The following is a 14554-nucleotide window of genomic DNA, read 5'->3' as shown; positions in this document are numbered from 1 at the left end:
CAGCCAAAGCGGCCAACAGCCCACGGTGAAATCGGCCGGTCCGTCAATTATTTCGGCCGACCTTCGCATCATCGGGGATCTGAGCTCGGACGGTGAAATCCAAATCGACGGCACCATCGACGGCGATATCCGCACAAAAAGCCTGCTTGTTGGCGAAACCGCCAACATCAAGGGCGAAATCGTCGCAGACCGGGTGCAGGTCCACGGCACCATCAACGGCCAGATCAAGGCCCGGTCCGTGACCCTGGCGCGCTCGGCGCGCGTCATCGGCGACATTCTTCACGAAGACCTGGCGATCGAAAACGGGGCCTTCCTGGAAGGTCACTGCAAGCGTCTGGTCGAAAAGAAAGATGTCGACGCCGTCCGGCAGACCATCGCCTCCGCCGCCGCGCCCAAAACGGCGCCCGCCGCCGCCGAATAGGCGCCGGACAAGGCACCGCGCCCGGCAGACCGCCGCTTTTTCCGGGGCTTAGAACGGCAGAGGCCGTTTAAGCGCCTCCGCGTAAACGTCCGCGTCCGCGTTGCCGCCGGAGCAGACGACCAGTACGTTCTTGCCCTTGCAGTCGATCTTGCCGGTGATCGCGGCGGCCAAGGCCACGGCACCCCCCGGTTCCACCACCAATTTCAGATATTTGAAGGCGACCGCCATGGCGGTCATCGCCTCCTCGTCGGTGACGCAGAGCCCGCCGGTCAGGCGTTCGGCGTTGACCGCAAAGGTCAGTTCGCCCGGTTCCGGGGCCAGCAGCGCGTCGCAGATGGACCGCGCGGCCGGGTCGTTGGCGAGGCGCTCATGCGCCGCCAGGGAGCGCGCCGTATCGTCGAAGCCCGCCGGCTCGGCCGAATAGATGGCCGTTTCCGGCGACAGGGCGCGCACCGACGTCGAGCAGCCGGCGATCAGCCCGCCGCCGCCGCAGGGGCTGATGAAGATGTCGGGTGTCCAATCCTCGGCCAGACAGGTCCGCACGGCCTCCGCCGCCAGGGTGCCCTGACCGGCCATGATCAGGGGGTCGTCATAGGGCTTGATCAAGGCCGCCCCCCGTTCTTCGCGCAGTTTGGCGCCCAATTCCTCGCGGCTTTCCGTGAAGCGGTCGAAGGTCACGACCTCCGCGCCCCAGGCCTGGGTCAGTTCAACCTTGGTCTTCGGCGCGTCCTTGGGCATCAGGATGACCGACGGCAGGCCCAGCATGGAAGCCGCCGCCGCCACGCCCTGGGCATGGTTGCCGGACGAAAAGGCAACCACGCCGGCCTCGCGCCGGTCGGCGGAAATGCGGGAAATGGCGTTGTAGGCGCCCCGGAACTTGAACGATCCCGTGATCTGCAACGGTTCCGCCTTGACGCGCAGCCGAAAACCCAGCGCCGCGTTGAGCAGCGGGCTTTCCAGCACCGGGGTGACGACGGCGATGCCTTTCAGAACCTGGGCGGCGCTTTCGATATCGGCGAATGTCAGCACTTCAGACGCGGGCGAGGACGGCATCGATGACTTCCTTGGATGGTTGTTCGCGAAGGTTGGGTGGATGGCCCACGTTCGGCACCGTGGCATGGATCAGCCCGGGGCGCTCGTGGATCATCGCAGCCAGAATCTCGGCGCTCAGAATATCCGACTTCGCCCCCCGGACAACCCCCGTCGGCACCCGTTTGAGGGCACGAAAATACCGCCACAGGTCCGTGTCGTCGGGCGGCAGGGTCAGCAGCGGCTTGACGATGTCCAAATCCCAGTCGCGGTGGATGCGGCCGTCGGGGCCTTCGACGAAGGTGGCCCGCGCCAGGTCCAGCCATTCCGCGTCCGTGTCGGCGGGAAGATCGGGGAACCCGTGGCGCAGGGCGAACACGGCCTGATCCCAGGTCGCGAAGGTGCCGCGTCCCCGCATGCTGTCGATGATCGGTTTCAGCGGGGCGGCGGGCACCACGGCGCCGACATCGTTCAGCACCACGCCCGCCAGCACCGTCGGCATGACCGCCGCCATCGCCATGGCCATGATGCCGCCCATGGACGTGCCGATCACCACCACCCGATGCAGGCCGAGCCCGGCCAGCAGGTTGCGCATGTCGTCCAGATAGGTTTCCACCCGGTAGTTGGCCGGGTCTGGGTCATGGGGCGAGCGTCCGCGCCCGCGCATGTCCGGGCAGACGACGCGCCAATCCAGGCCTTGCAGGCGGACTGCCGGCTGGTGGAAATCCTTGGAATTGCGGGTCAGGCCGGGCAGGCAGAGCACGGCCGGGCGTTGGGCCGCGCCACTCCCGGCGGGCGCATAGTCACGGTAATAGAGTTCAAGCCCGTCGCGGGCCGTGAACCGATGTTCGGTAAAGCCCGCGTCCGTCATCTGTGGTTATAGGCCGAGCAGACCGGGCAGGCCGCTCAAATTATCGAGCTGCGTGACGATCTTGCCCGGCAGGCGCTCCGGCGGCTGCTTGAAGCGGTTGACCCAGACGACCTTGAACCCGAAGTTGGCCGCCGCCGCCGCGTCCCAGGCGTTCGACGACATGAAGCAGATGCGCCCGGCCTCGACGCCCAGGCGGTCGACGGACATCTGGTAGACGCTGGGATGCGGCTTGAAGATGCCGACGTCGGCAACCGACTGCACGTCGTCCAACACGTCCCCGATCCCGGCGTTGGTGACCGCGGCGTCCAGCATGTCGGGCGAGCCGTTGGACAGGATCGCCGTCTTCAGCCCCGCGGCCTTCAAGCTGGTCAGCACGCCCTTGACCTCGGGATAGGCGTCAAGCTTGAAGTAGAGGTCGAGAAGCTTTTGGCGCAGCGCCGGGTCGCCGTCGAGGCCGAGGGCGGCCAAGGAATAGTCGAGCCCGTCCTGGGTGACTTGCCAGAATTCCACGTATTCGCCCATGAGCGAGCGCAGCCAGGAATAGGACAGTTGTTTGTCCCGCCACAGGGTGGCGAGCGGCGCCATCTTGTCGCCCAGGTCGTCCTTGCAATGGGCCGCCGCCGCGGCGACGTCGAACAGGGTGCCGTAGGCGTCGAACACGCAGGCCCCGATATCCGTCAATTGGTCGTGCGCCATGTCTCAAATCCTCCGCGTTTCCATGTCCGGTATTCCCTGTATGGCTCTGCCGTTATGGGCGGCGCCGGAAAGCGGGTCAACAACAGGCAGCTTGATTGCGGGTTACTATCCGGTGAATGAGACGGCTGATCGGATTTTCCGCCTGCAACGGCTCAGCGCGCCAAGTCGGCGTGGGGCGCGAAGGCGACTTCCGTGCCCGACAGGCGGGAACGGTAGACATGCAGGTTTTCCATCACCCGTTGCACGTAGTCGCGGGTTTCGTCGAAGGGGATCATCTCGACCCAGTCGATGACGTCCACGTCCTTTTGCCGGGGATCACCGTATTCCTTGAGCCAGCGGCGCACCCGATGGGGGCCGGCGTTGTACCCGGCGACCGACAGCACGTAGGAGCCGTCGAATTCCGTGATCAACCCGGCCAGATAGGTCTGGCCCAGGGTCAGGTTGTAACCGGCGTCGGTAATCAGGCGGGCGCGCGAGAACGGCAGGCCCTGGCGTGTCGCCACCACCTTGGCCGTGGCCGGCATCAGCTGCATCAGGCCCTGGGCGCTGGCGCGGCTGACGGCGTTGCCGCGAAAGGCGCTTTCCTGGCGGATCATGCCCAGCACCAGAGCCGTTTCCAGGGACGGCAGGTTCCACTTCACCGGCAGGCGGGGCAGGGTGATCGCGGGATAGCCGTGATTGGCCAGCATCAGGCCGTCGCGCAACGACTGCTTGGCGACCCGCACGGCAAGGTCGCGGCGTTCGGCCTCCGCCGCCAGATCGGCGGTCAGCACGCGCCAGCCCGGATGCTCGTCGGCCCGGTCCAGCAGGGTTTCCAGAACCACGCGCAGCGTGTCGTCGGCCCCGGCGGCGGATAGGGCGCGGAACGCACGGGTCAGTTCGTGGGACTGGAACTGCCGGACCAGGTCCGCATCCGGTTCCGGGTCGGGCGGCAGGCGCAGCACCGCCGCCGGATCGACGCGGGCCAGCGACAGTTGCCCATAATAGGCCGTCGGGTGACGGGCGGCGCGGGCGAACCATTCGACGGCACGCTGCGGCTGCTTCAGATCGTCATAGCTGCGGGCAATCCAATAGGCGCCGCGCGACAAGGAAACGGGATAATTGACCCGGGCGTACATGCGCTGGAAATGCTGGAGCGCCACCTTGGGCTCGTTCAGGAAGCGCAGCGCAACCCAGCCGGCCAGCCATTCGGCCTCGGCGTAATCGGCCCCTTCGCTGAGTCCGTGATTGCGGGCGATGCGGTAGGCGTCGGTGACAAAGCCCTTGCGCAGCGCCCGGCGCACCAGGGTCGAGCGTTCCTCCCACCACAGTTCCGGATGGGGCTGATCGCCCGGCAGATGACGCACGAGGTCGATCGCGGAATCCAGGCTCTTTTTGCGCCGCCAGCGCAGCCGTTCATAGATCAGGCCTGGGTCACGCTGCAGGCTGGCGGGCACCTGATCGACCAGGGCGTCCACATTGCCCATCTGGCGGCGCAGGGAAATGCGCGCCAGGCCAAGCTTCTGATAGGCCTTGGGGACTCGCCAGAGATGGCGGCGCACGGCCCAATAGCGGCCGTCCCACAACAGGCGGTCCAGGCGCGCGATATGATCCGACGTGCGCAGGCGTTTGCCGTGGCGGCCCATGAAGTGCTTTTCGTCGGCCTTGGAAAAGTCGCCGTTGATCCAGGCATCGCGCAGCATGGCGGTGGCCCGGTTCTCGTCCTTCTTGTCGCCACGATTGAGCAGCGCGACGGCATAGCGCGCCTTGCCCAGCGCCGTGATCGGTTGACGGCCCGTGAACCAGGCCAGGACCACGTCATCGGCTTCCGTCGCCGACAGGCGCGCCTCCGCCTTGGCGGTCATGCGCCCGGACCGGGGCCATTGCGGATTGCTGTAGAGAAAGGCCGACAATTCGTCGAATTCCGCCGGACCGCTGTAGGACGACAGCCGCCCCCACAGGATCAGCTTGCGGGCAAGAGGGTCCTTGGCCTTGGCTTCCAAGGATTTGACCTCGGACCATTTGCCCTGGTCCATGGCCTTGAAGGCCTTGGTCATGAAGGCGAGGTCGCGGGAATCGACGGGCTCGGGCGCACCGCCGGCCTTCGTCGCCGCCTGCGCCTGGGCGCCGGCGGTCAGCCCGACAAGAACGCAAAAGACGCACACCCACCGGAATACCCCCGATGGCGTTCGGCCTCCTCGTCTTGGCGGCCCGATCACGGATTGCGTGGCAATCTGCCGCATCATGGCCGCGATGATACGATTTCGGGGCCTTGGCAACAAGCGACGCAATCGTTGCAGGAACTTGGCCCGGGAAAGAGCCGGGGGCGGCGGTCCGCGCTTGCCGACGAAGCCGGTCAGGGCTATGGTCCGCACAATCCCGAGGCCCGCACGATACCGAGGAGTGAACGATGTTCAAGGGCTCTTTCCCTGCGCTGATTACCCCCTTCAAGGATGGAGCGGTGGACGAATCGGCCTTCAAGAACTTCGTCGATTGGCAAATCTCCGAAGGCACGGACGGCCTGGTGCCCTGCGGCACGACGGGCGAGTCGCCGACGCTCAGCCATGAGGAGCACATGAAGGTCACCGAATGGTGCATCGAGGCTGCCGACGGCCGCGTGCCCGTGATCGCGGGTGCCGGCTCCAACTCGACCAAGGAGGCGGTGGAGCTGACCAAGCACGCCAAGTCCGCCGGCGCCGACGCGGCGCTGGTCGTCACGCCCTATTACAACAAGCCGACCCAGGAAGGCCTTTACCAGCACTACAAGACCATCCACGACGAAGGCGGCCTGCCGATCATCATCTACAACATTCCCGGCCGGTCCATCGTCGACATGTCCGTCGCCACCATGGCGCGGCTGGCGGAACTGCCGAACATCGTCGGCGTCAAGGACGCGACTCAGGATCTGGCGCGGCCCATCAACACGCGGCTCGCGATCAAGAAGGATTTCTGCCAGATGTCCGGCGAGGACGGCACGGCGATCCCCTTCATGGCGGCGGGCGGCCACGGCTGCATTTCCGTGACGGCCAACATCGCCCCCCGAATGTGCGCCGACATGCAACGCGCCTGGCGCGAAGGCGACATGGCGAAGGTGATGGAATTGCAGGATCGCCTGACGCCCGTGCACAACGCCCTGTTCTGCGAAACCAGCCCCGGCCCGGTGAAGTACGCGGCCTCTCTGCTCGGCAAGTGTTCGGCGGAAACCCGGCTGCCGATCTGCGAGATCGCGGAAACCAGCAAGACCAGGGTGCGCGATGCCATGGTCGCCGCCGGGCTGCTCAACTGACCGCGCCCTTGGGCGCGTGAAGGTTCCCCACCATGGCCACGAAAAAGAAAAAGGGCCCGCCCGGCAACGTGGTGGCCCAGAACCGCAAGGCGCGGCACAACTACTTCATCCTTGAGGATGTCGAGGCCGGCCTGATGCTGACCGGCACCGAGGTCAAGTCCCTGCGCCTCGGCCGCGGTTCGCTGGTCGACGCCTATGCCGCGGACGAGGACGGTGAATTGTACCTCTACAACGCCGACATCCCCCGGTACGAGCAGGCCGGGCCCAACAATCACGAGCCCAAGCGCAAGCGCAAGATGCTGCTGCACCGGCGCGAGATCGCGCGCCTGTCGGGTGCGGTCAACCGCAAGGGCATGGCTTTGGTGCCGCTCGCCATCTATTTCAACAAACGCGGTCTGGCCAAGGTTCAACTGGCCCTGGCCGAAGGCAAGCATCAGTACGACAAGCGCGAAACGACCAAGGCCCGCGACTGGGGCCGGCAAAAGGCGCGTCTGATGCGGGACAAGGGATAGACCCGATGCCGGGCGGTGGTGACGACGACCGCTTCAAGGACCTGTTCGCCGGGCGCGCGGGCTCGCTGTTGGGCGACATGAAGGCCCAGGCGGAAAAGGACGCTTCGTTGACCGCGCCGCCGCCGGAAACCAAATTGACCCAGACCAAGGAACAATGGGCGCGGGATCAGCGCCAGCCGCAGAGCCGACGCATGGACGGGGGCGGGCGCTTGCCGCCGGGCCAGCATCTCGCCAAGGACTGGCCGGTGTTGGATCTGGGCCACCGGCCCCTGGTGCCGACCGATCAATGGGAACTGAAGGTCCTGGGCGCCGTCGAACGGCCCCTGACCCTGTCCTGGGCCCAGTTCCTGGCCCTGCCGCAGGCCGATCTGACCACGGACATCCACTGCGTCACGTCCTGGTCGAAGTACGACAACCGTTGGGGCGGCGTCGCGGTCAGAACCCTGGCCGAGGCGGCGGGCCTGCGGGCGGGCGCGGCCTTCGCCGTGCTGCACAGTCACGACGGCTATACCACCAACCTGCCGCTTGACCATTTCCTGGCCGAGGCGTCCCTGATCGCCCATTCCTGGGGCGGCGAGGCGTTGGCCCGCGACCACGGCGGCCCGGCGCGGGCCGTGGTGCCGTCATTGTATTTCTGGAAAAGCGCCAAATGGCTGCGCCAGATCACCTTCCTGGAAAAGGACGCCCCCGGCTACTGGGAAACCCGGGGCTATCACAATCTGGGCGATCCCTGGAAACAGCAGCGTTACGGATGACGGCCCTTGGTTGCAGGGATGGGCCGCAGGGATGGGCCGCGCCGGCGGAAGACGGGGATCGGTTGAATAAGTTTTTCGGGAAAGATATCGTTCCCGCCCATTTTGAAAGCCAGAATTCCAGCCCAATACACGGCGCAGCCTAAATTGAGGGAAAAATGATTTCTCCGTACGACGACCTCATCACAGAGCAACAGAACAAAGAGCTTTATGAGCTCTTTTTACATGGCAGCAAATTTGAATACGGAGAAAGAGACCGGCCGGAATTAGAACCTGTCGGGATGATATTTGAGCTGGAGAACCCCGACGTTTTCAATTTCCTGGCCGGCGTCGCAACATCCGCGTTCGACCGATTGAAGGGCCTGGAATTACAACGCGCCTACGTCAACCTGTTCCTGCCGAACGACCGTCCGTACTTTCACCAGGATGGCCATGTCTATACCTGCCTGTTCTACATCACCCCCCAATATGACGTCGATGAAGGCGGCGAGACGCAGTTCATCGTCAACAACCTGATTCAGGGGTTGCCGCCCAGGCCGGGAAGACTGGTGATATTCGATGGTGAATTATGGCACCGGGCGACGAGTTACCGGTCTCATCCGAGACTGACGGCCGCCTTGAAATTCGTCAAACCGAGTTGAGCCTGACGCGGTCAACGCGGGGTGCGACGTCGCGATAAACGCGAGGCGCAACCCGCCCCTTAAAACCGAAAGGCCGCGCCGGGCATGCCCCGGCGCGGCCCCGAATTCGGATAATCAGCGTTTCGCGAACTGCTTGTCGCCGAACATCACCGCCCGTTCCTCGTCGGACAGCGGCTTGCGCTCGCCGCGCACATCTTCCAGCACCTGGCAGCCGCGCTGCACGGCTGGCCGCGCGTTGATGTCGGCGGACCAGCGCTTCACGTTGGGGAAGTCGTCGAGGGAATGGCCCTGGCGGTCGATCGACCGGGTCCAGGGGAAGGTCGCGATGTCGGCGATGGTGTAGTCGGGCCCGGCGAGATAGGCCGATTCCCCCAAACGCTTGTCGAGAATGCCGTACAGCCGTCCGGCTTCCTTGGTGTAACGGTCGACGGCGTAGGGAATTTCCACCGGCGCATAGCCGCGGAAATGATGGGCCTGACCGAACATCGGACCGATGCCGCCCATCTGCCACATCAGCCATTGCAGGGTGTCGTACTTGGTCGTGGGGTCGGTCGGCAGGAACTTGCCGGTCTTCTCGGCCAGATAGATCAGAATGGCGCCGCTTTCGAACAGGGAGTAGGGCTTCCCGCCGGGGCCGTCCTGATCGACGATTGCCGGGATGCGGTTGTTCGGCGAGATTTTCAGGAACTCGGGCTGGAACTGGTCGCCCTTTTGGATGTTGATGGGGTGGATGTTGTACGCAAGCCCGGTTTCCTCGAGCATGATATGGACTTTGTGCCCGTTGGGCGTGGGCCAGGAATAGAGGTCGATCATTGTCGTTGCAGACCTTTCAGTGGTTTCGGTGGCCGCGGTGCCCGGCGCGCGAACGCGGAGCGGCGGGACTGGACGTAGGGCGTATTGCCCGTCCGCGGGATTGGCCCTAGTTTAGGGCAAAATCAGCCGACCGCCAGTGAATGCGGCGGAATAACAGTTGGTCCGCGGATGAACAATCCGTGAGGAGACATTCAGAGGCAGCCGAAACAATGAAAAGGGACTAATCATGTCGAATGCGCTTCTGCATCTCGTGTTCGGGGGCAAGGTAACCGACCCCCAGGGCCAGGATTTCGTTGACCCGGAGAACCTGGAAATCGTCGGCATCTACCCCAGCTACGCCAAGGCGCTGACCGCCTGGCGCGGCGCGTCGCAGGCCCATGTGGACGACGCCAACATGAAATATGTGATCGTTCATCTGCATCGGCTCTTGGAACCGGACGAGGCCCACAGCCATTGATCGGTTGACGTGAAACCGAATACCTGTGGCATCAGGCCCGCGGTTCAGCCCGCGGGCTTGTCGCTTTCGGGGTCGATCTGCTTGCCGTCCAGGTCTTGGTCGCGGCGTCGGCGGTCCGTCTCGTCTTCCCGCCGCTGCGCCTTGTCACGGCCGAACCGGGCCCGGTTCTGTTCCGCGATCCGCGCGCGCTCCTGGCGCTGCTTTTCCTTGCGGTATTGACGTAAGTTGACGATGTCCGCGGCCATCTCCGTCCCTCCGTTCGCACCGGCGTTCCCGCTGACGGGGCGCCTGAAAAAACGATAACCCGAACAACCGCTTGCCGCCAAGCCCTTGTTCCGGGGGGATGAATGGCGGGTCAGGCCGTCATCAGGCCCGCGATGGCGGCGAACACGTCGCGGAACATGTCCGGGGTCAGGCGGCCCGTGTTGGTGTTGTAGCGCGAGCAATGGTAGCTGTCGATCAATCGCCGGCCCGAGGTCAGGACATGGCGATTGCCGTGGCCGAAGGGGAAATCCTTTTTCCGCTCGTCCAATGTCGCCAGCACGTTGGCATGGGCGACGCCGCCCAGGGCCAGAATCACCCGCAAATTCTCCATGGCCGCGATTTCGTCCGCGAGATAGGGACGGCAGGCCTTGCATTCAGCCCCCGTCGGCTTGTTTTCCGGCGGCACGCAGCGCACCGCGTTGGTGATGCGGCAGCCCTTGAGGCGCAGCCCGTCGTCCGGCGCGGCGCCATAGGCGCCCTCGGTCCAGCCGAACTCGCCAAGCGTGGGATACAGCAGGTCACCGGCGTAATCCCCGGTGAACGGCCGCGCCGTGCGGTTGGCGCCGCGCAGCCCGGGCGCCAGCCCGACGATCAGAAGCCGCGCGTCAAGCGGCCCGAACGCGGGGACGGGGGCATTGTGCCAATCGGGAAAGGCGGCGCGGTTGGCGGTGCGAAAGCCGGCCAGTCGCGGGCATTTCGCGCAGTCGCGGGGCGGGTCCTGAAACGCGGGCGGCATGCGGCTCAGACGACTTCGACCTCGGCCTCGCCTTCGTCGTCGTAATCGTCGTCGTCATAATCGTCATCGTCGTCGGGCAGGGCGTTGTTGGACGGACCGCCAGCACGCTGGATGGCCGATTGCAGGCTTTGCAGTTCGACGAAGATATCGGCCTGACGGCGCAGTTCATCGGCGACCATGGGCGGCTGCGAGCGCACGGTGGACACGACGCTGACCCGGCAGCCCTTGCGTTGCACGGCGTCGACCAGGCGGCGGAAATCGCCGTCGCCGGAGAACAGCACGATATGGTCGAGCTTGTCGGCCATTTCCATCACGTCGATGGCCAGTTCGATGTCCATGTTGCCCTTGATCTTGCGCCGTCCGGCGGAATCCGTGAATTCCTTGGTCGGCTTGGTGACCATGGTGTAGCCGTTGTAGTCGAGCCAGTCGACGAGGGGGCGGATCGGTGAATACTCCTGGTCCTCGACCATGGCCGTGTAGTAGAAGGCCCGCACCAAGCGGCATTTTCCAGAGAAAACGGCCAGCAGGCGCTTGTAGTCGATGTCGAAGTTGAGGGCCCGGGCGGCGGCGTAGAGGTTGGAGCCATCGATGAACAGGGCGACGCGTTCTTCAGGATAAAAATTCATTTCCATCAATCCCTTGGTGAAATCAAAGTGTTAAATTTTTACACAGTGCCAATCATGAAACACTTAAGCCCCATTGCCCCCAAGCACAAGGATTCAACGCCCGCCGGCCTAGGGTTTCCGGCGTGAGTGGGCCCATCGTCATCGGCGTCGGCGGCAACCTGCCGACCGCGGAATTCGGGCCGCCGCGCGCCACCTGCGGGGCCGCGTTGCAGGTTCTTTCACAACATCCCGGGGTCGCGATCACGGCCCATGCCGGATGGTATGAAACCGCCCCCGTGCCGGTTTCCGACCAGCCCTGGTTCGTCAACGGCGCCGTCGCCGTGGCCACGGACCTGCCCCCCGACGCCCTGATGGCGGCTCTGTTGGACATCGAAACCCGGTTCGGGCGCCGGCGCGGCGAACGCAACGCGGCGCGCATCCTGGACCTCGACCTGCTGACCTTCGGTGACCGGGTATTGACGGGCGACCTGGAAGTGCCGCATCCGCGTCTGCATGCGCGCGCCTTCGCCTTGCTGCCGATCCGCGACGTCGCACCCGGCTGGCGTCATCCCGTGCTGGGCCGCACGATCGAAGCGCTCTGCGCCGAGCTGCCGGCGGATCAGGAAATTCGCCCCTTGGCCGACGCCGGGGGCTATCTGGGCACGGAATGGCAGGCCCCCGAATAATTCGCCGAAAGGCTTGAAAATCCGTGCGCCCGGGCATATAACCCACAGCCTTGCCAATGATTGGCGACCCATATTCCTGACATTCCGACCCCGGAGGTTCCGCATGGCCCGCGTTACGGTCGAAGATTGCGTTCTGAAAATCCCCAACCGCTTCGAGCTGGTCATGCTCGCGGCGCAGCGTGCCCGCCACATTTCGGCCGGCGCGCCGCTGGCCCTTGACCGCGACAACGACAAGAATCCGGTCGTTGCCCTGCGCGAAATCGCCGAGGAAGCCATCACTCTGCCGGAACTCGAGGAATCCCTGATCAAGGGCATGCAGAAGTACGTGCAGATGGAGGAATCCATCGAAGACCTGGATCCCGCCATTCCGGAAACCATGCAGTTGTCCGCCATGTCGGCGAATGCCGGCGCGTCCGCGTCGGACGATGAGGACGACGACGATACTTTGGACGTGGACGACGGCGCGGACCCTGCTACGATGGGGGCAGACGTCGTTTTCAAGGATGCGGAGATTGGGCTGGAGGACTAAAGTCCTCGTCCATGACACATTCCCGACCGGAACCGTGGCCGTGCCGCGCGTTTCGGCAATTTGAGGGCGGCGTCCCGGTATTAACTGGATAAGGCGCCCCCTTCGTGATCCGCCAGTTCGAACTAGTTGAACGGGTCAAGGCCTACGATCCCAACGCGGACGAGGTCGGAATCAACGGTGCCTACGTGTTCGCCATGAAGGCGCACGGTTCGCAAAAGCGCGCCTCGGGCGACCCGTACTTCTCGCACCCCATCGAGGTCGCGGGGATTCTCACCTCCTACCGCGTCGACAGCGCGACCATCGAAACAGCCCTGCTGCACGACACCATCGAGGACACGGTGGCGACGCTGGAGGATATCCGCTCCCACTTCGGCAACGAGGTCGCGCAGCTGGTCGACGGCGTGACCAAGCTGACCCGCATCGAATTCCAGTCGGACCGCGCCAAGCAGGCGGAAAACTTCCGCAAACTGGTGCTCGCGATGTCCGAGGACATCCGCGTTCTGCTGGTCAAGCTGGCCGACCGCCTGCACAACATGCGGACCCTGCATTACATCAAAAGCGACGAAAAGCGCCGCCGCATCGCCATGGAAACCATGGACATCTATGCGCCGCTGGCCGAACGCATCGGCATGCAGGAAATCAAGACCGAGCTTGAGGACCTGGCCTTCGCCGAGATCAACCCGGAAGCGCGCCGCGCCGTGGTCAAGCGCCTGGACACCCTGCGCGAGCAGGGTGGGGAACTGGTGCCCAAGATCATCGGCGAACTGTCGGAAACCCTGGCGGAGAATGGCATCGAGGCCGAAGTCAACGGCCGCGAGAAGTCGCCCTATTCGATCTGGCGCAAGATGCAGAAGCACGACGTCGGGTTCGAACAGCTGTCGGACATCATGGCCTTCCGCATCACCGTGAACAGTATTGAGGACTGCTACAAGGCGCTTGGCGTGGCGCATAACGCCTATCGGGTCGTGCCGGGGCGGTTCAAGGACTACATCTCCATGCCCAAGCCGAACGGCTACCAGTCGCTTCATACCGGCGTGTTCGGCCCGCACCAACAGCGCATCGAACTGCAAATCCGCACCCGGGTGATGCACGAAGTGGCCGAACTGGGCGTCGCCGCCCATTGGAATTACAAGCAGGGCGGCCCGGCCAAGGACGGCACCCAATACCGTTGGCTGCGCGAACTGCTGGACATTCTGGAACATGCCTCGGATCCCGAGGAGGTGTTGGAGCACTCCAAGATGGAGATGTTCCAGGACCAGGTGTTCTGCTTCACGCCGCGCGGCGACCTGATCAACCTGCCGCGCGGGGCGACCACCGTCGACTTCGCCTATGCCGTCCATTCCGAGGTCGGCGACCACTGCGTCGGTGCCAAGATCAACGGCAAGATGATGCCGCTGCGCACGGAGCTGCGGAACGGCGACCAGGTCGAGATCGTGACCTCCAAGGCGCAGACCCCCAACCCGACGTGGGAGCGCTTCGTGGTGACCGGCAAGGCGCGGGCGCGCATCCGTCGTTTCGTGCGCTTGCAGGAGCGCGAGGAATACGAAAAGCTCGGCCGATCCATCCTTCAACGCAGCTTTAAGGAAGCCGATTATGAACTTACGGACAAAGGATTAACCGGCGTTCTGAAAAAGCTGACCCAGGCATCGGTCGAGGATGTTTACGTCGCCGTCGGCCTGGGCAATCTGAGCGGCCGCGAAGTATTGGAGGCCGTCTATCCCCGGGCCAAGCGCAAGAAGAAGGAAGGCGACGACATCGTCGTGCCGCTGTCCGAGGCGCGCAGCCGCAAGCGCGGCAAGGACAAGGGCGAGGGCGGCGGCGTCCCGATCCAGGGCCTGATCCCGGGCATGGCCATGCATTTCGCGGGCTGCTGCCACCCCTTGCCGGGCGACCGCATCGTCGGCATCGTCACCACGGGCCGGGGCGTCACCGTGCACACCATCGACTGCGACACCCTGGAAGGCTACGGGGACGAGCCGGAACGCTGGCTCGACCTGGCCTGGGACCGGGGCGAGGCGCGGCACGACCTGCATGTCGGCCGCGTCCATGTCACCGTCGCCAACGCGCCGGGATCGCTCGGCGATCTGTCGACCATGATCGCCAAGAACGACGGCAATATCTCCAACCTCAAGATCATCAACCGTTCGACCGATTTCTTCGACATGCTGATCGATGTCGAGGTGCGCGACGTCAAGCACCTGACCGACATCATCGCGGCGCTGCGCGCGTCGCCCGCCGTCAACTCGGTCGAACGCGCGAAAGGCTAAGGCAGGCAAG

At 64.6% G+C, this 14554-nt stretch carries 17 protein-coding genes; 9 read left to right on the top strand and 8 right to left on the bottom strand.

From position 1 onward, the window contains the following. The first annotated feature begins 25 nt into the window (after positions 1-25). Positions 26-421 carry a polymer-forming cytoskeletal protein gene (locus tag RJ527_16905; protein ID WND75699.1) on the top strand — a complete coding sequence of 132 codons (396 nt, stop codon included), beginning with the start codon at positions 26-28 and terminating at the stop codon, positions 419-421. 48 nt (positions 422-469) lie between these two features. Here RJ527_16905 and RJ527_16900 read toward each other — a convergent pair whose 3' ends face one another. From RJ527_16900 to RJ527_16885, 4 genes are all read right to left on the bottom strand, one after another. After that, a complete protein-coding gene (locus tag RJ527_16900) occupies positions 470-1474 on the bottom strand; it encodes a threonine/serine dehydratase (protein WND75698.1) in 1005 nt (334 codons plus the stop codon). After that, on the bottom strand, positions 1452-2321 hold the full coding sequence (locus RJ527_16895) for an alpha/beta fold hydrolase (GenBank protein WND75697.1): 870 nt from the start codon (positions 2319-2321) through the stop codon (positions 1452-1454). Before RJ527_16895 ends, RJ527_16900 begins: the two co-directional genes overlap by 23 nt. Before the next feature lie 6 nt (positions 2322-2327). Continuing rightward, entirely contained in the window at positions 2328-3017 is a 690-nt protein-coding gene (locus tag RJ527_16890) for a haloacid dehalogenase type II (GenBank protein WND75696.1), read from the bottom strand. A gap of 152 nt (positions 3018-3169) precedes the next feature. Then, positions 3170-5161: a lytic transglycosylase domain-containing protein gene (locus RJ527_16885; protein ID WND75695.1), complete on the bottom strand. Its 1992-nt coding sequence runs from the start codon at positions 5159-5161 to the stop codon at positions 3170-3172. Between the two features lie 245 nt (positions 5162-5406). Here RJ527_16885 and dapA point away from each other — a divergent pair, with 245 nt between their 5' ends. The 4 genes from dapA to RJ527_16865 all read left to right on the top strand — a co-directional run bounded on the left by dapA (position 5407) and on the right by RJ527_16865 (position 8187). Beyond that, the gene (dapA, locus tag RJ527_16880) at positions 5407-6282 is read left to right on the top strand and encodes a 4-hydroxy-tetrahydrodipicolinate synthase (protein WND75694.1); all 876 of its coding nucleotides are present in this window, start codon (positions 5407-5409) and stop codon (positions 6280-6282) included. 32 nt (positions 6283-6314) lie between these two features. Further along, entirely contained in the window at positions 6315-6794 is a 480-nt protein-coding gene (gene smpB / locus RJ527_16875; protein WND75693.1) for an SsrA-binding protein SmpB, read from the top strand. A gap of 5 nt (positions 6795-6799) precedes the next feature. Beyond that, positions 6800-7549: a sulfite oxidase-like oxidoreductase gene (locus RJ527_16870; protein ID WND75692.1), complete on the top strand. Its 750-nt coding sequence runs from the start codon at positions 6800-6802 to the stop codon at positions 7547-7549. A 155-nt stretch (positions 7550-7704) separates the two neighbouring features. Next, a complete protein-coding gene (locus RJ527_16865) occupies positions 7705-8187 on the top strand; it encodes a 2OG-Fe(II) oxygenase (GenBank protein ID WND75691.1) in 483 nt (160 codons plus the stop codon). A gap of 114 nt (positions 8188-8301) precedes the next feature. Here RJ527_16865 and RJ527_16860 read toward each other — a convergent pair whose 3' ends face one another. Then, positions 8302-9000, bottom strand: coding sequence for a glutathione S-transferase N-terminal domain-containing protein (locus RJ527_16860; GenBank protein ID WND75690.1), 699 nt, complete (start codon positions 8998-9000; stop codon positions 8302-8304). Between the two features lie 226 nt (positions 9001-9226). On the opposite strand from RJ527_16860, the gene RJ527_16855 reads away from it, so the two are divergent. Continuing rightward, positions 9227-9457 carry a DUF4170 domain-containing protein gene (locus tag RJ527_16855; GenBank protein WND75689.1) on the top strand — a complete coding sequence of 77 codons (231 nt, stop codon included), beginning with the start codon at positions 9227-9229 and terminating at the stop codon, positions 9455-9457. Positions 9458-9501: 44 nt separating this feature from the next. Here the strand turns inward: RJ527_16855 and RJ527_16850 are convergent, their stop codons facing one another. The 3 genes from RJ527_16850 to RJ527_16840 all read right to left on the bottom strand — a co-directional run bounded on the left by RJ527_16850 (position 9502) and on the right by RJ527_16840 (position 11083). Next, positions 9502-9702, bottom strand: coding sequence for a DUF4169 family protein (locus RJ527_16850; GenBank protein WND75688.1), 201 nt, complete (start codon positions 9700-9702; stop codon positions 9502-9504). Positions 9703-9812: 110 nt separating this feature from the next. After that, a complete protein-coding gene (locus RJ527_16845; protein WND75687.1) occupies positions 9813-10457 on the bottom strand; it encodes a uracil-DNA glycosylase in 645 nt (214 codons plus the stop codon). 5 nt (positions 10458-10462) lie between these two features. Continuing rightward, positions 10463-11083 carry an NYN domain-containing protein gene (locus RJ527_16840; GenBank protein WND75686.1) on the bottom strand — a complete coding sequence of 207 codons (621 nt, stop codon included), beginning with the start codon at positions 11081-11083 and terminating at the stop codon, positions 10463-10465. Between the two features lie 122 nt (positions 11084-11205). Between RJ527_16840 and folK the strand changes: the two genes are divergently transcribed. From folK to RJ527_16825, 3 genes are all read left to right on the top strand, one after another. Then, entirely contained in the window at positions 11206-11748 is a 543-nt protein-coding gene (folK, locus tag RJ527_16835) for a 2-amino-4-hydroxy-6-hydroxymethyldihydropteridine diphosphokinase (protein WND75685.1), read from the top strand. 103 nt (positions 11749-11851) lie between these two features. Next, the gene (rpoZ, locus tag RJ527_16830; protein ID WND75684.1) at positions 11852-12277 is read left to right on the top strand and encodes a DNA-directed RNA polymerase subunit omega; all 426 of its coding nucleotides are present in this window, start codon (positions 11852-11854) and stop codon (positions 12275-12277) included. Positions 12278-12381: 104 nt separating this feature from the next. After that, on the top strand, positions 12382-14544 hold the full coding sequence (locus tag RJ527_16825) for a bifunctional (p)ppGpp synthetase/guanosine-3',5'-bis(diphosphate) 3'-pyrophosphohydrolase (protein ID WND75683.1): 2163 nt from the start codon (positions 12382-12384) through the stop codon (positions 14542-14544). Positions 14545-14554: the final 10 nt, after the last annotated feature.

The organism is Thalassospiraceae bacterium LMO-SO8 (genome assembly GCA_031655335.1).
Lineage (GTDB): Bacteria > Pseudomonadota > Alphaproteobacteria > Rhodospirillales > Casp-alpha2 > UBA1479.
The sequence above is the reverse complement of the archived record's forward strand: the minus strand, read 5'-3'. Positions and strand labels throughout refer to the sequence as shown.